Source organism: Pseudomonas sp. 43NM1 (genome assembly GCF_002836905.1).
In the GTDB taxonomy this organism is placed as follows: Bacteria; Pseudomonadota; Gammaproteobacteria; order Pseudomonadales; family Pseudomonadaceae; genus Aquipseudomonas; species Aquipseudomonas prosekii.
Genome location: NZ_MKGS01000014.1, coordinates 76,535 through 96,566 on the forward strand (window position 1 = coordinate 76,535; position 20,032 = coordinate 96,566).

General features: G+C 59.1%; 14 protein-coding genes. 7 read left to right on the forward strand and 7 right to left on the reverse strand.

What is annotated here, in order from left to right; all coding sequences use genetic code 11:
* Window positions 1-15: 15 nt before the first annotated feature.
* From BI292_RS03615 to BI292_RS03625, 3 genes are read left to right on the forward strand one after another with little or no spacing between them, the layout of a single operon-like run.
* Window positions 16-642: a response regulator transcription factor gene (locus BI292_RS03615; protein WP_101207020.1), complete on the forward strand. Its 627-nt coding sequence runs from the start codon at window positions 16-18 to the stop codon at window positions 640-642.
* A gap of 8 nt (window positions 643-650) precedes the next feature.
* Window positions 651-4,319, forward strand: coding sequence for a transporter substrate-binding domain-containing protein (locus BI292_RS03620; RefSeq protein WP_101207021.1), 3,669 nt, complete (start codon window positions 651-653; stop codon window positions 4,317-4,319).
* Between the two features lie 48 nt (window positions 4,320-4,367).
* A complete protein-coding gene (locus BI292_RS03625) occupies window positions 4,368-7,304 on the forward strand; it encodes an HD domain-containing phosphohydrolase (RefSeq protein ID WP_101207022.1) in 2,937 nt (978 codons plus the stop codon).
* An 802-nt stretch (window positions 7,305-8,106) separates the two neighbouring features.
* Here the strand turns inward: BI292_RS03625 and BI292_RS03635 are convergent.
* Window positions 8,107-8,589, reverse strand: coding sequence for a GAF domain-containing protein (locus BI292_RS03635; protein WP_092279572.1), 483 nt, complete (start codon window positions 8,587-8,589; stop codon window positions 8,107-8,109).
* Window positions 8,586-9,476, reverse strand: a complete 891-nt coding sequence (locus BI292_RS03640) for an ATP-binding protein (protein ID WP_092281704.1) — start codon at window positions 9,474-9,476, stop codon at window positions 8,586-8,588. The genes BI292_RS03635 and BI292_RS03640 overlap by 4 nt, the downstream gene beginning before the upstream one ends.
* Before the next feature lie 166 nt (window positions 9,477-9,642).
* Between BI292_RS03640 and BI292_RS03645 the strand changes: the two genes are divergently transcribed.
* Window positions 9,643-11,964: a response regulator gene (locus tag BI292_RS03645; protein WP_101207023.1), complete on the forward strand. Its 2,322-nt coding sequence runs from the start codon at window positions 9,643-9,645 to the stop codon at window positions 11,962-11,964.
* On the opposite strand, the gene BI292_RS03650 is transcribed toward BI292_RS03645, so the two are convergent.
* The 3 genes from BI292_RS03650 to msrB form a co-directional block, all read right to left on the reverse strand.
* Window positions 11,948-12,409, reverse strand: coding sequence for a MarR family winged helix-turn-helix transcriptional regulator (locus tag BI292_RS03650; protein WP_101207024.1), 462 nt, complete (start codon window positions 12,407-12,409; stop codon window positions 11,948-11,950). The genes BI292_RS03645 and BI292_RS03650 overlap by 17 nt on opposite strands.
* The gene (locus BI292_RS03655; protein ID WP_101207025.1) at window positions 12,406-12,891 is read right to left on the reverse strand and encodes a glutathione peroxidase; all 486 of its coding nucleotides are present in this window, start codon (window positions 12,889-12,891) and stop codon (window positions 12,406-12,408) included. The genes BI292_RS03650 and BI292_RS03655 overlap by 4 nt, the downstream gene beginning before the upstream one ends.
* A gap of 185 nt (window positions 12,892-13,076) precedes the next feature.
* Window positions 13,077-13,472, reverse strand: a complete 396-nt coding sequence (gene msrB / locus BI292_RS03660) for a peptide-methionine (R)-S-oxide reductase MsrB (protein ID WP_092281702.1) — start codon at window positions 13,470-13,472, stop codon at window positions 13,077-13,079.
* A 226-nt stretch (window positions 13,473-13,698) separates the two neighbouring features.
* Between msrB and BI292_RS03665 the strand changes: the two genes are divergently transcribed.
* Together BI292_RS03665 and htpX are read left to right on the forward strand one after the other, a co-directional pair.
* Window positions 13,699-14,910, forward strand: coding sequence for a pyridoxal phosphate-dependent aminotransferase (locus tag BI292_RS03665; RefSeq protein WP_092281700.1), 1,212 nt, complete (start codon window positions 13,699-13,701; stop codon window positions 14,908-14,910).
* Between the two features lie 316 nt (window positions 14,911-15,226).
* A complete protein-coding gene (gene htpX, locus BI292_RS03670) occupies window positions 15,227-16,114 on the forward strand; it encodes a protease HtpX (protein WP_101207026.1) in 888 nt (295 codons plus the stop codon).
* Window positions 16,115-16,314: 200 nt separating this feature from the next.
* Here the strand turns inward: htpX and BI292_RS03675 are convergent, their stop codons facing one another.
* Window positions 16,315-16,971 (reverse strand): thiopurine S-methyltransferase, encoded by a 657-nt coding sequence (locus BI292_RS03675; RefSeq protein ID WP_092279560.1) that lies wholly within the window; start codon window positions 16,969-16,971, stop codon window positions 16,315-16,317.
* 103 nt (window positions 16,972-17,074) lie between these two features.
* On the opposite strand from BI292_RS03675, the gene BI292_RS03680 reads away from it, so the two are divergent.
* A complete protein-coding gene (locus BI292_RS03680) occupies window positions 17,075-17,842 on the forward strand; it encodes a class III extradiol ring-cleavage dioxygenase (protein ID WP_101207027.1) in 768 nt (255 codons plus the stop codon).
* Between the two features lie 113 nt (window positions 17,843-17,955).
* Here BI292_RS03680 and BI292_RS03685 read toward each other — a convergent pair whose 3' ends face one another.
* A complete protein-coding gene (locus tag BI292_RS03685; protein WP_092279556.1) occupies window positions 17,956-19,629 on the reverse strand; it encodes a DEAD/DEAH box helicase in 1,674 nt (557 codons plus the stop codon).
* Window positions 19,630-20,032 lie beyond the last annotated feature (403 nt).

The window sequence follows — 20,032 nt, forward strand, 5'->3', positions numbered from 1 at the left end:
GTATGGGACTTGATTATGAACTCCGTTTTTATTGTCGACGATCACCCCGTCATCCGCCTCGCTGTTCGGATGCTATTGGAACATGAGGGTTATAAGGTCGTTGGTGAAACCGATAATGGAGTCGACGCCATGCAGATGGTTCGTGAATGCATGCCCGATCTGGTCATTCTCGACATCAGCATTCCCAAACTTGACGGCCTCGAAGTTCTCGCCCGTTTCAACGCCATGAGCACACCGCTGAAGACTCTGGTACTGACCGCGCAATGCCCGACGCTGTTCGGTATTCGCTGCATGCAATCCGGCGCTTCCGGGTATGTCTGCAAACAGGAAGACTTGAGTGAACTGGTCAGCGCGATCAAAGCTGTGCTGTCGGGTTACAACTATTTCCCCAGTCAGGCCTTGAATCCGGTACGCCCGGACGACGTGCGTTACGCCGAGCTGGAGTTATTCAAACTAGTCAATGATCGCGAGTTGATGGTCCTGCAACTTTTCGCACAAGGACGCACCAACAAGGAAATCGCCAAAGGCATGTTCCTGAGCAACAAAACGGTCAGTACTTACAAAAAACGATTGATGCAAAAACTCAAGGCGAAATCCTTGGTAGCGCTCATCGAGATGGCAAAACGTAACGCCTTAGTGTGAGAGTCAGGATGCCCAGCCGTATAAAGGATTATTTGATTAGATTGGGTGCAGGCTTGTGCCTGAGCACTTGCGCGTTCGCTGCGCATTCGAATTCCAATTTGACTGTCGAGAACTACAGCTTGTTAAGCCGCTCGGCGCACTCCCAGCTGGAAGTGCAACTGGAGCCAGCACAACGGCAATGGGCCAACAAAAAGAGCCAACTGATACTGGGCACATCGGCCCCGGATTACCCACCTTTCGACATGACGGTCAGCGGCCGCGACTATGAAGGTTTCACGGCGGACTACGCCGGGATCATCAGCCACGTCATCGACCTGCCGATCAAGGTTCAGCGCTTCGCCACGCGGCATGCCGCCATCACCGCGCTGGAAAACGGTGAGATCGATCTGCTCGGCACCGCCAACGGTTTTGAAGCACACAACCAGAACATCGAGCTGTCGCTGCCCTACGCCGTGGATCAACCGGTGCTGGTGACGCGCGAAGGCGAAACCCGCTCGCTGACCGATGGCCTCGCCGGGCTGCGGCTGAGCATGGTCTACCACTATTTGCCGCTGGCGGAAGTGCAGGCGCTGTACCCGAAGGCGGTCATCAGCGATTACCCGTCTTATCAAAACGCAATCAACGCGGTGGCTTTTGATCAGGCCGACGTCTTTCTCGGCGACACCATTTCCACGCACTACATGATCAACAAGGGTTATCTGAACAACATCCGCATGGCCAACTTCGGTAAACACGAGGCCCACGGTTTCAGCTTCGCGGTAAACAAGGACAATCCGCAGTTGCTGCAAATCGTCAACACGATCCTCAAGGCGATTCCGAGCCGCGAGCGAGAAAACATCGCCAAGCGCTGGAGTGCCGGCAGCGACATCCTGCTCACCGATCAAAAGTTGCAACTGACCGATCGCGAACAACGCTGGCTGGCCCGACATCCGGTGGTGCGCGTAGCGGTCAACGAAGCTTTTGCGCCGTTATCGTTTTTCGACAGCGAAGGCAACTTTCGCGGCGTCAGCGCCGACCTGCTGGAACTGATCCGCCTGCGTACCGGTTTGCGTTTCGACATCCAGCGCGGCCGTGGCGACAACGACATGATTGGCCAGGTCAAAGGCCACCACGCCGACCTGATCGCCGCACTGCTGCCCAGTCCGCAACGCGAAACCGAGCTGAATTTCAGCCGCCCCTATCTGGAAAATTCCTTTGTGCTGTTGACGCGCAAATCCGCCGCCAGCGCAAGCAATCTGCAGCAACTGCAAGACCAGCGTGTCGCAATCGCCCAAGGTAATCCGCTGGTGGATTACCTGCGCAACGAATACCCGCGCATCCAGTTGATCGAAACACCCGACACCTTTTACGCAGTGAAAATGCTCGCCGAGGGCCAGGTGCACGGCGCGGCGACTTCACTGGTGATCGCCAATTACTTTATTTCCTCGCGTGTCTTCGAACACAATCTGCAAATCAGCACCACGATTGGCACCCAACAAGCCGCCTTCTCGCTGGCTACCGCGCGGGACGCCCCGGAGCTCAGCGCCATTCTCGACAAAGCGCTGCTGAGCATTGCCCCCGAAGAACTTGGGGTGATCAACAGTCGCTGGCGTGGCTACTCCGCAGCGTCGGAAAAAACCTGGAACAACTTTCACCGGGCGTTTTATCAAATCGTCGCCGGTGCCGGCGTGTTGCTGCTGATTTTGATGGTGTGGAATGCCTGGATGCGCCGCCAGATCCGCCAGCGCCGGGCCGCCGAACGCGCGTTGAACGATCAATACGAATTCATGCGTTCGCTGGTCAACGGCACGCCGCACCCGATTTACGTGCGTGATCGCGAAGGGTTGCTGCAGAGCTGCAACGACAGTTATCTGGAAGTATTTCAGGCAAAACGCGAAGAGGTGATTGGCAAAAGCGTGATGCAGGGCAACATGAACAACGCCTTCGAGGCCCGGGAATATCAGGCCGATTACCAGCGAGTGGTGGCCGAAGGCACGCCGTTGATCGTCGACCGCGCGCTGCATATCGGCGGGCAGCGGCTGACGATTTATCACTGGATCATTCCTTACCGTGATTCCAGCGGCGAAGTGCAAGGGATCATCGGCGGCTGGATCGACATCAGCGAACGGCGACAACTGTTCGACAAGTTGCGCGCCGCCAAGGAACAGGCCGATGAAGCCAACCGGGCGAAAAGCACGTTCCTCGCCACCATGAGCCACGAAATCCGCACACCGATGAACGCGGTGATCGGCATGCTCGAACTGACCCTCAAACGCATGGATCGCGAGCACCCGGATCGCTCCTCGATCGACACCGCCTACAGCTCGGCGAAAGATTTGCTGGAATTGATCGGCGACATTCTCGACATCGCGCGGATCGAATCCGGCCATTTGAGCCTGAGCCCGGAGCGGGTCAATCCGGGCGAAACCGTCGCTTCGGTGGTGCGAATTTTCGACGGACTGGCGCGCCAGAAAAACTTGCGCCTGCTGCTGGTGTTCGATCCGCCGCAGCCGCCGGTCGACGTGATGCTCGACCCGCTGCGCTTCAAGCAAATCCTGTCGAATCTGGTCAGCAACGCGATCAAGTTCACCGAACGCGGTGAGGTCAGGATCAGCCTCGAATTGCTCCCCGGCGACCAACCCGACCGAACGCGCCTGCAAGTGCAAGTTCGCGACAGCGGGATCGGCATCAGCGAACAGGATCAGCAACGTCTGTTCGAGCCGTTTGCTCAGGCTGACAACACCGGGCAACTGGCCCGAGGCGGCGCTGGGCTGGGACTGGTGATCAGCCGCAGTCTGTGCGAAATGATGGGCGGCGACCTGCAGCTGAACAGTCAGCCGGGCGCGGGCACGCAGGTCAGCGTGGTGCTCGACCTGCCGACCCTGCCACCCGAGCAAGTCAATGATCGCGTTGAGCCAGAGATTGCGCTCTGCAGTACGCCGCTGAATGTGCTGGTGGTGGACGATCACCCGGCCAATCGTTTGCTCATGTGTCAGCAACTGGAGTACCTGGGACACCGCTTTACCGGTGCCGATGATGGCCAGGCCGGATTGCAATTATGGAAAAACCAGCCGTTCGATCTGGTAGTGGTGGATTGCAACATGCCGATCATGAATGGCTACGACCTGGCGTGCGCGATACGCCAACACGAACAGCAGGAGGGGCGCCCACCCTGTACCGTGCTGGGGTTTACCGCCAACGCGCAACCGGAAGAAATCCGTCGCTGCAAACAAGCCGGGATGAACGATTGCCTGTTCAAACCGCTGAGCCTGACGGCGTTGAGCCAGTGGGTCGCAGGCATTACACCCGTGCTGCGGGCGCAGCCATTCAACCTGCAAGGGCTCGACCTGTTGACCGGCGGCAATCCGCAATTGGCGCAGCGGCTGATGGCCGAATTGCTCAGCAGCAATCGCCTTGATCGTCAGGAATTGCTGGACTTGGGCTGCGTGGCGCCGGCGCGGCTGAACCGCCCGGCATTGCTCGACATGGCCCATAAAATCAAAGGCGCGGCGCGCATTGTTCAGGCCAGCCGCTTGATCGATTGCTGCGAATCCCTGGAAAAAGCCTGCCATGACGCCGCCCCGGCCGATGAGCTGGTCCGCTGCAACAAAGCCATGGACCAGGCGATGCTCGAACTGGAACAGGCATTGCTGCAACAGATAAGCCAAAACGACCCCGGCAGAACGGCTGCGCCTTAACTATGCTTGGACGCTAAGCAGTGAGTTAACCCTATGGAGAGACCTGAAATGCCCAGCCCACTGCGCCAGGATAAACGCCGATTTCCCCTGCACGTGCATATCAGCGTGATGTTCACTTTCCTGTTGCTGCTGACGGGCGTGGTGATGGGCGTTTTCAATTATCGACAAACCACACAGATCATTTTGGCGAGCAGTGAAAAGCTGTTTAATCGCATCGAACAGGATGTGCGCCTCGACCTGCAATCAACCTACGAACCGATCCAGCATTTGCTGAGTTTGCTAGCGGACATGCCGGCGACCCAAGCGCCGGCACTTGAGCAACGCCTGGCGTTGCTCAAACCGTTCAGCCAGGCGCTGAAAGACAACCCCAACCTCGCCTCACTGCACCTCGGTTACGCCAATGGCGATTTTTTCATGGTGCGGCCGCTGCGCAATGCCGAACTCAAGACCTTGTTCAAGGCCCCGGCCACCGCGGCTTATCAGGTCTGGAGCGTCGAGCGTCGGGGCGCTCAAGTCGTCTCGCAATTTGTTTTTTACGATCAGGCGCTGAATCTCATCAGCCGCCAGGAGATTCCCGGCGAAACCTACGACCCGCGCGCCCGTGCCTGGTTTACCAGCGCCCGCGCCGAGCCGGAGCAGATCACCACCGAACCCTACGTATTCTTTTCCACGCACAACGTCGGCACCACCCTGGCCCGGCGCAGCGGTGAGGGTGCGGTGCTGGGCGCCGACCTGACCCTGGCCGAGCTCTCGGCAACCCTGGCCAAACACGTGGTCACGCCGAGCACCGAGATTGTGCTGTTCGATGCCCAAGGCAATGCGATCGCCTACCCGGACAGCCGCAAACTGATCATCGACGACAACACCGCACATCTGAGTAAAGTCGCCGACCTGAGCCCCAACCTCGGCGCGCTGCTGGCCAACCCGCCGAGCGGAAAACGCCTCAACGTCGATGGCCGGCAGTGGATCGTCGCCCGCAGCCACATTCAGCAAGGAGGTCCGCAGGGGCTGCAATTGGCGCTGTTGGTGCCCGAGGATGAATTGCTCATCGACGCCTATCGCCTTCGCTGGCAAGGTGCGCTGCTGACCTTGGCGACGTTGCTGTTGTGTCTGCCGGTGGGCTGGTTGACCTCGCGGATTCTGGTCAAACCCCTGCGCGCACTGGTGCAGGAAGCCGATGCGATCCGCAGCTTTGATTTCAGCTTTCCGGCCACTCGGCGCTCGCCGGTATTGGAAGTCGATCAGCTCGGCGTATCGATGGCGCGGATGAAGGACACTCTCGGGAGCTTTTTCCAGATCACCGACAGTTTGTGCGCCGAAACGCGCTTCGCCCCGCTGCTGGAACGGGTGCTCCACGAAACCGTGAAAATCGCCCAGGCCCAGGCCGGCCTGATCTATTTGCGCGAAAGTGACGGTAATCGGATCGAGCCACAAGGCCTGGTCATCGATGGCACGCCGCAGGCACTGCCAACGTTTGGTGTTGAAGGGTATGAGTTACAGAATCTGGAGAACCCGTCGTGGTTACAGCAGTTGTCGAACGCCGACAACGTGGTGGCCAATCTCGGTTTCGACGAGGCTGGCGATCTGCGCAAAGTCTTGCTGGCGATGGAGTGCCCGCGCGTGCACTTGATCGGCATTCGCCTGCGCAACCGGCATAACGAAACCGTGGGTCTGCTGATCCTGCTGCTGGCCGACAGTGGCAACCCGGGCGACCTGGAAAAACTGCGCCCGGATCGCATTGCGTTTCTGCAAGCGGTGTCTGGCGCGGCGGCGGTGAGTATTGAAAGCCAGCGTCTGCAAGCCAGACAAAAACAACTGCTCGATGCCTTTATTCAATTGCTGGCCGGCGCCATCGACGCCAAGAGCCCCTACACCGGCGGCCATTGCCAACGCGTGCCGGCGCTGACGCTGATGCTCGCCCAGGCTGCGGCGGCCAGTCAGGCCCCGGCGTTCAGCGGCTATCGGCCGACCGAGGATGAATGGGAGGCCTTGCACATCGCCGCGTGGCTACACGATTGCGGCAAGGTGACCACGCCCGAATACGTCGTCGACAAGGCGACCAAACTGGAAACCCTCAACGATCGAATCCACGAGATCCGCACACGTTTTGAGGTGCTTAAACGCGATGTCTGGATCAGTTATTGGCAAGCGATTGCCATGGGTGGTGATGAACAGAATCTCGCCGAATCGCGCAACGCGCACCTGGCCGGGCTGGACGATGATTTCAGTTTTATCGCCCGGTGCAATCTGGGCAGCGAGGCGATGGCCGAAGCTGATTTGCAGCGGCTGAAACTGATCGCGCAACGCACCTGGACGCGCACCCTCGATGATCGGCTGGGGGTTTCGTGGGAAGAGAATCGGCGTCAGGCGCGTAACCCGGCGCCGACGCTGCCGGTCAGTGAAAGGTTGCTGGCGGACAAATCCGAACATCTGTTGGAGCGCGCCGAAAGCGAGCTGATCCCGGCCGACAATCCGTGGGGTTTCAAGCTCGATGTGCCGCAGTACAAATACAATCGCGGCGAGCTGTATAACCTGAGCATTCCACGCGGCACGCTGACTCGCGAAGAGCGCTACATCATCAATCACCACATGGTGCAAACCGTGCTGATGCTCAGCCACCTGCCCTTCCCCGGTCACTTGAGTACCGTCGCCGAAATCGCCTGTGGCCATCACGAAAAAATGGACGGCACCGGTTACCCGAAACGCTTGAAACGCGAAGAAATGAGCCTGCCGGCGCGGATGATGGCGATTGCCGATATTTTCGAGGCGCTGACGGCGGCCGATCGCCCGTACAAGAAAGCCAAATCACTCAGCGAAGCGCTGGGCATCATGGCGACAATGTGCCGCGACGCGCACATCGATCCAGAATTGTTCGGGTTGTTTATCAACGAACAGATTTACCAACAGTACGCCGACCAATTCCTCGACCCGACCCAGATCGATGAAGTGGACACGGCAAGCTTGCTGGCCAAGGCGGGATTGTAGGGGCAGCACCCGCTCGCCCACCACCCCCTGTAGGAGCTGAGCTTGCTCGCGAAAGCGGTGGGTCAGCCGACATCAATGTTGAATGTCAGGCCGCCATCGCGAGCAAGCTCGCTCCCACAGGGGATTTCCGGTGAACGCAGCATCCGCGCCCACCACCACCCCCTGTAGGAGCTGAGCTTGCTCGCGAAAGCGGTGGGTCAGCCGACATCAATGTTGAATGTGAGACCGCTATCGCGAGCAAGCTCGCTCCCACAGGGGATCTTGGGTGAACACGGAATCTGCGCCCCCCACCACCCCCTGTAGGAGCTGAGCTTGCTCGCGAACGCGGTGGGTCAGCCGACACCAATGTTGAATGTGAGACCGCTATCGCGAGCAGGCTCACTCCTACAGGTGATCTCCGGCGAACACAGCATCTGCGCCCACCACTACCCCTGTAGGAGCTGAGCTTACTCGCGAAAGCGGTGGGTCGGCCGACATCAATGTTGAATGTCAGGCCGCTATCGCGAGCAAGCTCACTCCTACAGGTGATCTACGGTGAACACGGAATCTGCGCCCACCACCACCCCCTGTAGGAGCTGAGCTTGCTCGCGATGCGGTGGGTCAGCCGACATCAATGTTGAATGTCAGGCCGCCATCGCGAGCAAGCTCACTCCTACAGGTGATCTACGGTGAACACGGAATCTGCGCCCACCACCACCCCCTGTAGGAGCTGAGCTTGCTCGCGAAGCGGTGGGTCAGCCGACATCAATGTTGAATGTGAGACCGCTATCGCGAGCAGGCTCGCTCCTACAGAAGACGCGTTTCAGCAGTCGGTCAGGCGCAGGAAGATTGCTGCCAGTTGTTCGATGCCGGTCTGGTCTTCGGCGGTGAAGCGCGCGAGTTTCGGGCTGTCGAGGTCGAGTACGCCGATCAGTCGGCCGTCCTTGACCAGTGGCACTACCAACTCGCTGTTCGACGCGCTGTCACAGGCGATGTGCCCGGGAAACGCGTGCACGTCTTCAACCAATTGCGTTTGCAGGGTGGCGGCCGCCGCGCCGCAGACGCCGCGACCGAACGGAATGCGCACGCAGGCGATCTGCCCCTGAAACGGGCCGAGCACCAGTTCTTCGTTACGATTGAGGTAAAATCCGGCCCAGTTCAAATCATCGAGCTGGTTGTACAGAAACGCCGAAAACTGCGCAGCGTTGGCGATGAAATCACGTTCATCCGCCAGCAGCGATTCCAGTTGTGCGCAGAGCATGCCGTAGCCGTCGAGGCCCTGGCCGCTTTGTTTCAGATCGATCATGCCTTGTGCTCCAACAGCTTGAGGCCCACCCAATAGCGAGCAAATTGATAGGCGCAACGGCCATTGCGATTGCCCCGGCCAGTGGCCCAACGGACCGCGAGAATATCCAGTTCTTCGGTGCGCTGCCACGCCAGGCCGGCCTTGTCGGCCAGTTGCCCGATCCAGTGCTCGACAACATCAAGGAAGTGTTCCTGGGTAAACGGATAGAACGACAGCCACAAACCAAACCGGTCCGACAACGCGATCTTGTCTTCCACCGCTTCACTGGGGTGCAGCTCGCCATCAACGCGTTTCCAGTTTTCGTTATCGCTTTCCTTTTCCGGCACCAAGTGGCGGCGGTTGGACGTGGCGTACAGCAACACATTGTCCGGCGCCTGTTCCAGCGAACCGTCGAGCACGCTCTTGAGCACGCGGTAATCGCCCTCGCCCGACTCGAACGACAGGTCATCGCAAAACAGCACAAAGCGCTGCGGCAACTTGGCGATCTGCTCGACGATGCGCGGCAGATCGGCGAGGTGATCGCGCTCGATCTCGATCAGGCGCAAACCGGCTTCGGCATGCTCGGCGAGCAAAGCGCGCACCAGCGACGATTTGCCGGTGCCGCGCGAGCCCCAGAGCAGCGCGTGGTTGGCCGGCATGCCGTCGATGAATTGTTGGGTGTTGCGGCCCAGTTGCTCGACCTGGCGGTCAACGCCGATCAGGTCGGTCAGGCGCGTGTCGAGGCTGACCTGCAACGGCAACAGGAAACCGCTGCGACCTTCGCGCTGCCAGCGCGCGGCCAGGCAATGGTGCCAGTCGATGGTTTGCCGTGGGGCCGGCAGCAACGGTTCGATACGGGCCAGAACGGCATCGGCGCGTTCAAGAAAAGCATTCAATCGGGAATCCACGTCTTCTCCTCGGGCACGTTTCACAGTAATGATGGCAAAACAGCGACTCAACACAGCATTCAACAACTCGCTCAACCCGACAGGGCTCGAGCGTGGCACCATCGGTTTCCATGCATGATCGACTATGCTTGAGCAGCGAAGGGAAACGGAAGTGGTTCAACACCCCATGGATATCAAGTTCACCCACCGGCTGTCTTACAAACAAGCCCGGCTGACCGTGCTGGTCGGTTTCATCCTGGGCACATTGCTCAGTCTGCTGCAAATAGGCATCGATTATGCCAGCGAAGACGCCTCTATCAACCGCGAAATCCTGTCGTTGCTGGAAATCAGCCATAACCCGGCATCGCGCATCGCCTACAACATCGACGCCGAACTCGCCCAGGAACTGACCATGGGCCTGCTGCGGTCGCCGGCGATCATCAGCGCGCAACTCACCGACAACACCGGCACCGTGCTCGCCAGCGTCAAACGCCAGGGCCTGCAAAGCGGCTATCGGGTGATCAGCGACTTCCTGTTTGGCGCCAATCGGCAGTTTCAGGATCGGCTCTACCTCGACCATTTGCCCGAGGAATCCCTCGGCACATTGAAGCTGGAAGTCGACACTTACTCGTTCGGCAGCCGTTTTCTGCGTCGGGCCGAAGTGACCTTGCTCAACGGTTTCGCGCGCAGCCTGCTCCTCACCGGGATCCTGCTGGCGCTGTTCTACGTGATGCTGACCAAACCATTGGTGCGAGTGATCCGCGAACTCAGCGGTCGCGATCCGCGCAGCGCCGAACCGACGTGGCTCGAATACCCGGCGGGGCATGAAAACGATGAAATCGGCGTGCTGGTGAAAGTCGCCAATCAACAGTTCGAAAACATTGCCACCGAAATCCAGCAGCGGCGCAACGCCGAAAACCGCCTGACCGACTACCTCGCGCAACTGGAAAATATCGTCTCGGCGCGCACCGCCGAGCTGAAAGCAATCAACAGCCGCCTCAGCCAATCCAATCAGGAACTGGAAGTCGCGCGCAGCACCGCGCTGGACATGGCCGAAGCGCGCTCGGCGTTTCTGGCCAACATGAGCCATGAAATTCGCACGCCGCTCAACGGTTTGCTGGGGATGATCGCGCTGTCGCTCGACGGCCCGCTGAATGCCGAGCAGCAGCAACAACTGTCGATCGCGCATGACTCGGGCAAAGTGCTGGTGGAGCTGCTCAACGATATCCTCGACCTGTCGAAATTCGATGCCGGGCAACTGGAGCTTGAGCACATTCCGTTCGACCTCGGCTCGCTGATCGAGGACACCGCCAACCTGCTCTCGCAGAACGCCGCGCCCAGCGTCGAACTGACGTGTCTGATCGATCCGCAATTCCCCGCGCTGGTCAGCGGCGACCCGACACGAGTGCGGCAGATCGTCAGCAACCTGCTGTCCAATGCACTGAAATTCACCCGGTTTGGCCGGGTCGATGTACGCCTTTCGATGTTTGAGGATGGCGTGCGCATCGAAGTCTGCGACACCGGCATCGGCATCGCCCAGGACGCGCAGGTGAGAATCTTCCAGCCGTTCACCCAGGCCGGCGCCGGGATTACCCGCCAATTTGGCGGCACCGGGTTGGGCCTGGCGCTGACCTATAACCTGTGCGAAGCGATGCAGGGGCGGCTGACCATCAGCTCCGAAGCCGGGTTCGGCAGCCAGTTTTGCGCCGACTTGCCATTACCCTGCCACACCCGCGCGATTGCGCCGCAGCCGCTACAGGGCAAAATTGTCGCGATTACGGCGGCGAGCAGCGGCCTGGCAGAATTGTTGAAAGGCTTGTTGCCGTTGTGGGGACTTGATTATCAGCAGCGTTCGATCGAAGACTCGATGCTCGGTCTGGAGCCCGATGTGCTGATCACCGACTGCCCGGAATGCCTGTTCAACCTGCGAGCGACGCTGAAAGCGCCGATTCTGCTGGTCACCGCTTATGGCAGTTTCATGCCCAGCGAAGAGGCCGCCGCGCTCGCGCCATTGCAGCAACAGGCGCGACCACTGGCGCGCAACGCCTTGTATCAGACGCTGCGCCGGGTTTTGCATCCGGACACCACGACCAGCAACGATGCGCGCCTCGAAACCCTGACGCCGCAACGGCGCGGCCGGGTGTTGCTGGTCGAGGACAACCCGGTCAATCAATTGGTCGCCAAAGGCATGCTTGGCAAACTCGGCTGCGAAGTTGTGGTGGCAGCGCATGGCGCCGAAGCGCTGGATCAACTGGAAGTGGGTGAATTCGACTTGGTGCTGATGGACTGCAACATGCCGGTGATGGATGGCTACGAAGCCAGCCGCCACATTCGCCGCAGCGGGCGCTGGCCCGAGTTGCCGATTGTCGCACTGACTGCCAACGCCATGTCCGAAGAACGTGAACGCTGCCGGGTGGCGGGCATGAGCGACTATCTGGCCAAACCGTTTCGCCGCGAAGAACTGGCCGCCCTGCTCGACTTGTGGATACCGACTACCCCAGCGCCTTGATCTGCCCGAGTAATTGGTCGAGGCCGTCGCGCAGTTCGTTCAGGCGATTCAGGTCAACGCCGCTGTCGCACAACAGCCGCGCCTTGAGCGGCCCGACCTGCTCGCGCAGGGCTTTGCCGTTTGGCGTCAGGCTCAAGTGCACTTCGCGCTCGTCCCGCGCCGAACGCTGGCGCTGCACCAGTTGCAGTTGCTCAAGGCGTTTGAGCAACGGCGTCAGCGTCCCGGAATCCAGCGCCAGGCGTTCGCCCAACGCCTTGACGGTCGGCTGCTCGGGCGCTGCTTCCTGCCATTCCCACAACACCAGCATCGCCAGGTATTGCGGATACGTCAGGCCGAGTTGATCAAGCATCGGCTTATAGCCACGAATTACCGCCCGAGAAGCGGCATACAGCTTGAAACACAGCTGGCTGTCGAGTTTCAGCGCATCGGCCGACATCTCGTTCATTTGAGCAGGGCTTCGATCTCGGCGCTCATGTCCTGCGGCTTGGTGGTCGGGGCGAAGCGCTTGACCAACTGGCCATCCTTGCCGATCAGGAACTTGGTGAAATTCCACTTGATGCCTTCGGAGCCGAGCAGGCCTGGGGCGCGTTTCTTCAATTGCACGAACAGCGGATGAGCGTCGGAACCATTGACGTCGATCTTCTTGAACAACGGGAAACTCACGCCGTAGTTCAGTTCACAGAACTCGGAAATCGCACCTTCGTTGCCCGGTTCCTGTTTACCGAACTGGTTGCAGGGAAACCCGAGCACCACCAAGCCTTGGTCTTTGTAAGTCTGCCAAAGCTGTTCGAGGCCTTTGTATTGCAGGGTGAAACCGCACTTGCTCGCGGTGTTGACCACCAGCACGGCTTTGCCGGCGAAGTCGGAAAGGGTTTTCTGTTCACCCTTGATGGTGGTCACCGGGATGCTCAGCAAGTTGTCGCTCATGGTTCGAAGCTCCAGACGCAAGAAGAAGCGCTGAACATAGCGAGCAATTGAATTGTGTGCAATTTAAATTATCAACGGTCTCCTGTAGGAGCAGAGCTTGCTCGCGAAAGCGTCAGGTCATTCAACATCAGCGTTGGATGTCAGGACCTCTTCGCGAGCAAGCTCTGCTCCTACAAGGTTTTGCGTCAGGTGCGGGGAACCAGGTCCAGGCACACCGAGTTGATGCAATAACGCAGGCCGGTCGGCGGCGGGCCGTCGGGGAACACGTGGCCCAAATGCGCATCGCATTTTCCGCAGACCACTTCAGTGCGGATCATGCCGTGGCTGACGTCACGGATCTCGACCATCGCACTGTCGCCGATCGGCGCGTAGAAACTCGGCCAGCCACACCCGGAATCAAACTTGGTTTTCGAATCGAACAACGGCTCGTTGCAACAGATGCAGTGGTAAACGCCGTCGATTTTGCTGTCGTTGTACTTGCCGGAAAACGGCCGTTCGGTGCCCTTGAGGCGGCAAACGTTGTACTGCTCCGGATCGAGCATCGACTTCCATTCTTCCAGGGTTTTTTCCAACTTTTCCATCATCACACCTCAGCAGCTGAAAAAGCCCGATCTGTACCTTTTCCACGGATCGGGCGGCACGTATGATTGCGCCTCGTCAAACGCCAGTCTGGCAGCCCGTCCCCGCGCATTCAAACGGATTATGAGTGTCGCCTTCGAAGGCGTCAGGCCTGTGCGCATCACGCAGGATTCCCAGTACGGTTGTACACGCGCCGCCTGGATCGTTCATTTTCGGGAACACATCGCCATGCAGGTCAGCAAATCGAACAAGCTCGCCAACGTCTGCTACGACATTCGCGGCCCAGTGCTCAAGCACGCCAAACGCCTGGAAGAGGAAGGCCATCGCATCCTCAAGCTGAACATCGGCAACCCGGCGCCTTTTGGTTTCGAAGCGCCGGATGAAATCCTCCAGGACGTCATCCGCAACCTGCCGACCGCCCAGGGCTACAGCGATTCCAAAGGCCTGTTCAGCGCACGCAAAGCGGTGATGCAGTATTACCAGCAGAAGCAGGTCGAAGGCGTCGGCATCGAGGACATTTACCTCGGCAACGGCGTTTCCGAGCTGATCGTGATGTCGATGCAGGCGCTGCTCAACAATGGCGACGAAGTGCTGGTGCCGGCGCCCGACTATCCGTTGTGGACCGCCGCCGTCAGCCTGGCGGGCGGTAATCCGGTGCATTACCTGTGCGATGAGGGCGCCGACTGGTTCCCCGACCTGGCCGACATCAAAGCCAAAATCACCCCGAACACCAAGGCCCTGGTGATCATCAACCCGAACAACCCGACGGGCGCGGTGTACTCCAGAGAAGTGTTGCTGGGCATGCTCGAACTGGCGCGCTCGCACAATCTGGTGGTGTTCTCCGACGAGATTTACGACAAGATCCTGTACGACGATGCCGTGCACATCTGCACCGCTTCGCTGGCGCCGGACCTGCTGTGCCTGACCTTCAACGGGCTGTCGAAGTCGTACCGCGTCGCTGGTTTCCGTTCTGGCTGGATCGCCATTTCCGGGCCGAAACACCACGCCCAGAGCTACATCGAAGGCATCGACATGCTGGCCAACATGCGCCTGTGTGCCAACGTCCCGAGCCAGCATGCGATTCAGACTGCGCTCGGTGGTTATCAGAGCATCAATGATCTGGTGTTGCCGCAAGGGCGTTTGCTGGAACAGCGCAATCGTACGTGGGAATTGCTCAACGACATCCCCGGCGTGACTTGCGTCAAACCGATGGGCGCGCTGTATGCGTTCCCGCGGATCGACCCGAAAGTCTGCCCGATTCACAACGACGAGAAGTTCGTGCTCGACCTGCTGCTCTCCGAAAAGCTGCTGGTGGTTCAGGGCACGGCGTTCAACTGGCCATGGCCGGATCACTTCCGAGTCGTCACCCTGCCCCGCGTCGACGAGCTGGATCAGGCCATCGGCCGCATCGGCAACTTCCTCAAGACCTATCGTCAGTAAGCTGAAATCCGCCGTGCGACGCCATTTTCTGTCGCACGGTGATTGATTCAGCAACACATCTCTGCCCCCAGCCACCCTTTCTGCTTGTCACCGCTGTCATGTGACGAATTCTGCGTTCGCGCCTAATAAAGACTGGGGTTTGCAGGTCAATCGGTTGACGAACTTTTCCTGCAACTGCGCAGGAAATGTCCTGCACGATGCTGAACCATGGCTGTAGGACACAGTTTGAAATAGTCACCCGGTTGAATAGCACGGTGCAGCACCTTATATACCCCGCAGTACGCTACATCTTTAGCATGAGGAGATTTCTACAACCATGATGCGCATCCTGCTGTTTTTGGCCACTAACCTGGCGGTCGTGCTGATAGCCAGCATCACCCTGAGCCTTTTTGGCTTCAACGGGTTCATGGCGGCCAACGGGGTTGATCTCAACCTCAATCAGCTGCTGATTTTCTGTGCTGTGTTTGGTTTTGCCGGTTCGCTGTTCTCGCTGTTCATCTCCAAGTGGATGGCGAAGATGAGCACCAGCACCCAGATCATCAGCCAGCCGCGCACCCGTCACGAACAATGGCTGCTGCAGACCGTTGAACAACTGTCGCGCGAAGCCGGGATCAAGATGCCCGAGGTCGGGATTTTCCCGGCCTACGAGGCCAACGCGTTCGCCACTGGCTGGAACAAGAACGACGCGCTGGTCGCGGTCAGCCAGGGCTTGCTCGAGCGGTTCTCGCCGGATGAAGTGAAAGCCGTGCTGGCCCACGAAATCGGCCACGTCGCCAACGGTGACATGGTCACCCTGGCGCTGATTCAAGGCGTGGTGAACACCTTCGTGATGTTCTTCGCGCGAATCATCGGCAACTTTGTCGACAAGGTGATTTTCAAGAACGAAGAAGGCCAGGGCATCGCCTATTACGTGGCGACGATTTTCGCCGAACTGGTGCTGGGCATTCTCGCCAGCTCGATCGTCATGTGGTTCTCGCGCAAACGCGAATTCCGCGCCGACGAAGCCGGCGCTCGCTTGGCCGGGACCAACTCGATGATCAGCGCGTTGCAACGCCTGCGGGCCGAACAGGGCTTGCCGGTGCACATGCCGGACACCTTGAGCGCGTTCGGCATCAACGGCGGCATCAAGCAAGGGTTTGCTCGTATGTTCATGAGCCACCCGCCGCTGGAAGAGCGCATTGACGCGCTGCGTCGTCGGGGCTGAAAGGCTTCGCCATAAATGAAAAGGCCCGCATCGAATGCGGGCCTTTTTTTGTCTGCATAGCTGTGTGGTTTGCCTTCGGGCCCCTTCGCGAGCAGGCTCGCTCCTACAGTGGATTTGTGTTCGATCACAGAGATGTGATTCAACGCATTCAACTGTAGGAGCGAGCCTGCTCGCGATAGGGCCAGTGAAGTCAGCACACCTTAATGAGTGGAAACCCGATAAATCCGCTCCTCCAGCCGCGTAACCCCACTCTCGACAAATTTCACGCTCGCGCCCAGCACATCCTGGTCTTCGAGAATCTTCAATTGCCACGACGCGCTGAACAGTCGCTGCACTTCATCATCGAGCACCGCGAACGGCGGGCCGTCCTTCTGGATCTGGTCGTAGTCGAGGGTTATCAGCAATCCCAGCGAATCCTTCGGCAGAATCCGCGTCAGGTGCTCGGCGTATTGCTCGCGCATCTTCGGCGGCAGGGCGATCAGCGCCGCGCGGTCGTACAACGCGCTGCAATCGGCGACATCGCCGGCGGTCAGCGCGAAGAAGTCACCGCACCAGATTTCGATGGAGCCCGCGCGATAGACGGTGAACGGCCCTTGATCGCTGACGTCCGGGTCAAATTGATGCTCGTGGAAAAAGTCCTCCACGGCTTTTTCCGATAACTCGATGCCCAACACCTCGTGCCCGCATTTGGCCAGCCACAACAGGTCCAGGCTTTTCCCACACAGCGGCACCAATACCCGCGCGCCCTCTTCCAGGCCGAGTTGCGGCCAATACCGTTGCAGATATGGATTCACTTCCGGCAGGTGAAAGCCGATCTGATTCGACGTCCACCGCTTGTGCCAAAACTCCGGCTGCATAATTAATCCCGAAAATTCGATCAAAAGACCCTAAAACTTATATTAGATTTAGATCAATGATCTGACTGAAGATGACGCCATCTTACCCCTCAGGAGCTCTTTCATGTTCCCCAGCCTGTACATATCCCATGGTTCGCCGATGTTGGCACTCGAACCTGGCGCAAGCGGCCCTGCCCTGACGCGCCTCGCAGCGCAGTTGCCCAAGCCCAAAGCCATTGTGATTGTGTCGGCGCATTGGGAAAGCAACGAGTTGCTGGTCAGCGGCAATCCACAACCGGAAACCTGGCATGACTTCGGCGGCTTCCCCAAGGCCTTGTTCGAGGTGCAATACCCGGCGCCGGGCGATCCGCAACTGGCGGCCGAGGTGATCGAACTGTTGAACGCCAATGACCTGCCGGCGCGCATCGACGCCCGACGACCATTCGATCACGGGGTCTGGGTGCCGTTGTCATTGATGTACCCGCAGGCGGATATTGCGGTGGTGCAAGTCTCACTGCCGACTCGTGGCGGCCCGGCGCTGCAAACCCGTGTCGGGCAGGCGCTGCAGAGTTTGCGCCAGCATGGCGTGCTGCTGATCGGTTCCGGCAGCATCACTCACAATTTGCGCGAGCTGGACTGGCACGCCGGCCCGGAGAGCGTCGAGCCGTGGGCCAAGGTGTTCCGCGACTGGATGATTGAGAAACTCGCGGCGAACGATGAAGCGGCGCTGCACGATTATCGCCAGCAAGCGCCGAATGCCGCGCGCAATCATCCGAGTGACGAGCATTTGCTGCCGCTGTACTTTGCGCGCGGCGCGGGAGGTGAATTCGCGATTGCCCATCAGGGGTTCACTATGGGCGCATTGGGCATGGACATTTATCGCTTTGGCTGACCGGTAGACCGATGGGGACCCTGGGTCTTCAGCCAAACCCAAATAGCAGGCCAAAAAAAATCCCCGAACCAGTCGGGGATTTTTTATGTTCGATCAATCAGCTCAAGAGCCGATCAATCTTCGCGATAGCGACGCAGCTTCAACTGCTTGCCAGCAACGCGAGTGTCCTTCAGCTTGGTCAGGAGTTTCTCCAGACCATCTTCCGGCAGCTCGACGAGGCTGAAGCTGTCACGCACCTGGATGCGACCGATTGCTTCGCGAGCCAGACCACCTTCATTGAGGATGGCGCCCAGCAGGTTTTTCGCAGCGATACCATCACGCGCGCCCAGCGCGGTACGGCAACGTGCACGACCTTCGGCCAATGCAACCGGAGCACGACGCTCACGATCACCACGGTCCGGACGATCACCGGTACGCTCTGGACGATCGCCACGCGGTGCGTTGTTCGGCACCAGTGGACGTTCTTTCTCGATTGCAGCCAGGGTCAACGCCTGAGCGTTGGTAGCCTTGCGCAGCAGAGCAGCGGCCAGTGCACGCGGGGTGCAACCGATGTCGGCGGTCAGGCGATCAAGCAGATCACCGTGAGTCGATTCGGCATCGGCAACCAGTGGCGACAGGCTGTTGGTCAATTTCTTGATGCGTGCATCGAGAACAGCTTGTGCGTCCGGCAGGCGAACTTCGGCAACTTTCTGCCCGGTTACGCGCTCGATCACTTGCAGCATGCGGCGCTCACGTGGAGTCACCAGCAACAATGCACGACCTTCGCGACCGGCACGGCCAGTACGGCCGATACGGTGAACGTACGATTCCGGATCGTACGGCATGTCAACGTTGAACACGTGAGTGATGCGCGGAACGTCCAGACCACGAGCAGCAACGTCGGTCGCTACAACGATGTCCAGACGGCCATCCTTGAGGGATTCGATCACGCGCTCACGTTGGTTCTGAGCAATGTCACCGTTCAGCGCAGCGGCTTTGTAGCCTTTGGCTTCCAGGGCACTGGCCAGGTCCAGGGTCGCTTGCTTGGTGCGCACGAACATGATCAGGGCGTCGAAGTCTTCGACTTCCAGCAGGCTCAATACAGCCGAGGTCTTCTGGTCAGCGTGAACCAACAGGTGAGCCTGTTCGATCGCGGTAACGGTCTGAGTCTTGGTCTGGATTTTCACGTGCTGCGGATCACGCAGGTGACGCTCGGCAATCGCGCGGATCGACTGCGGCAGGGTCGCCGAGAACAATACGGTTTGACGGGTTGCAGGCAACGACTTGAAGATGACTTCCAGGTCGTCCATGAAGCCGAGTTTGAGCATTTCGTCCGCTTCGTCGAGAACCAGGTGGTTCACGGTAGCGAGGACTTTTTCGTCACGACGCAGGTGGTCGCACAGACGGCCCGGAGTGGCGACAACGATCTGTGCGCCATTACGGATTGCTTTCAGTTGTGGGCCCATCGGGGCGCCGCCGTAAACGGCCACAACGGTAACGCCCGGCATTTGCTTGGCGTAGGTTTCGAAAGCGGTTGCTACTTGCAGCGCCAACTCACGGGTTGGCGCCAGGATCAGGGCTTGCGGCTCGCGCTTGGCAGGATCGATGCGATGCAGAATAGGCAGTGCGAACGCGGCGGTTTTACCGGTACCGGTTTGCGCTTGGCCAATCATGTCGTGGCCGGCCATGATGATCGGGATCGATTGCTGCTGAATAGCCGAAGGTTCTTCGTAGCCAGTCGCGATGACGGCTGCAAGAATATTCGGATTAAGATTAAAAGCGGCGAAGCCGCCGGTTTCCTGGGTCATGGGTCTGCCTCTAAGTGCATCCGCAAAGACCCATGCTCCAAAGCTGCGCATGCCGTGTAAGACTCAAGAGTCGCCCTGGCTGCTTTGTCGGCGGGGATTTGCGAAAACGAATGAATGAAAAAGATTCGTCAAGGGAGAGTCCGCTGTGCGGACGTGCAGCCGAAGCTGACTTCGGGGAATTGCGCTACCTAAACGCGGCCCGGTTAAAGGCCGGCGCGCACTATACCGGAATTCGCCCAAAAAGGGAGCATTATTTGTCGGAAAACTGACGGATACACGGTTGTGTCACAGACTTTGCGGATAATCGCGCAAGCGTCTATTTTTCAAAGGCCCGGCCCTGCTGGCGATGGCGCTAAAACGATTCACCCGAGGTGTCCCGACCTTTGGTCTTGCCGTACTCACC

Excerpts from the sequence above, each read along its gene's own strand:
- BI292_RS03665 (WP_092281700.1), top strand. The coding sequence starts at position 13,699 with ATGCAGGTCAGCAAATCGAACAAGCTCGCCAACGTCTGCTACGACATT.
- htpX (WP_101207026.1), top strand. The coding sequence starts at position 15,227 with ATGATGCGCATCCTGCTGTTTTTGGCCACTAACCTGGCGGTCGTGCTG.
- BI292_RS03635 (WP_092279572.1), bottom strand. The coding sequence starts at position 8,589 with ATGATCGATCTGAAACAAAGCGGCCAGGGCCTCGACGGCTACGGCATG.
- BI292_RS03615 (WP_101207020.1), top strand. The coding sequence starts at position 16 with ATGAACTCCGTTTTTATTGTCGACGATCACCCCGTCATCCGCCTCGCT.
- BI292_RS03620 (WP_101207021.1), top strand. The coding sequence starts at position 651 with ATGCCCAGCCGTATAAAGGATTATTTGATTAGATTGGGTGCAGGCTTG.
- BI292_RS03625 (WP_101207022.1), top strand. The coding sequence starts at position 4,368 with ATGCCCAGCCCACTGCGCCAGGATAAACGCCGATTTCCCCTGCACGTG.
- BI292_RS03675 (WP_092279560.1), bottom strand. The coding sequence starts at position 16,971 with ATGCAGCCGGAGTTTTGGCACAAGCGGTGGACGTCGAATCAGATCGGC.
- BI292_RS03650 (WP_101207024.1), bottom strand. The coding sequence starts at position 12,409 with ATGAACGAGATGTCGGCCGATGCGCTGAAACTCGACAGCCAGCTGTGT.
- BI292_RS03685 (WP_092279556.1), bottom strand. The coding sequence starts at position 19,629 with ATGACCCAGGAAACCGGCGGCTTCGCCGCTTTTAATCTTAATCCGAAT.
- msrB (WP_092281702.1), bottom strand. The coding sequence starts at position 13,472 with ATGGAAAAGTTGGAAAAAACCCTGGAAGAATGGAAGTCGATGCTCGAT.
- BI292_RS03680 (WP_101207027.1), top strand. The coding sequence starts at position 17,075 with ATGTTCCCCAGCCTGTACATATCCCATGGTTCGCCGATGTTGGCACTC.
- BI292_RS03655 (WP_101207025.1), bottom strand. The coding sequence starts at position 12,891 with ATGAGCGACAACTTGCTGAGCATCCCGGTGACCACCATCAAGGGTGAA.
- BI292_RS03645 (WP_101207023.1), top strand. The coding sequence starts at position 9,643 with ATGGATATCAAGTTCACCCACCGGCTGTCTTACAAACAAGCCCGGCTG.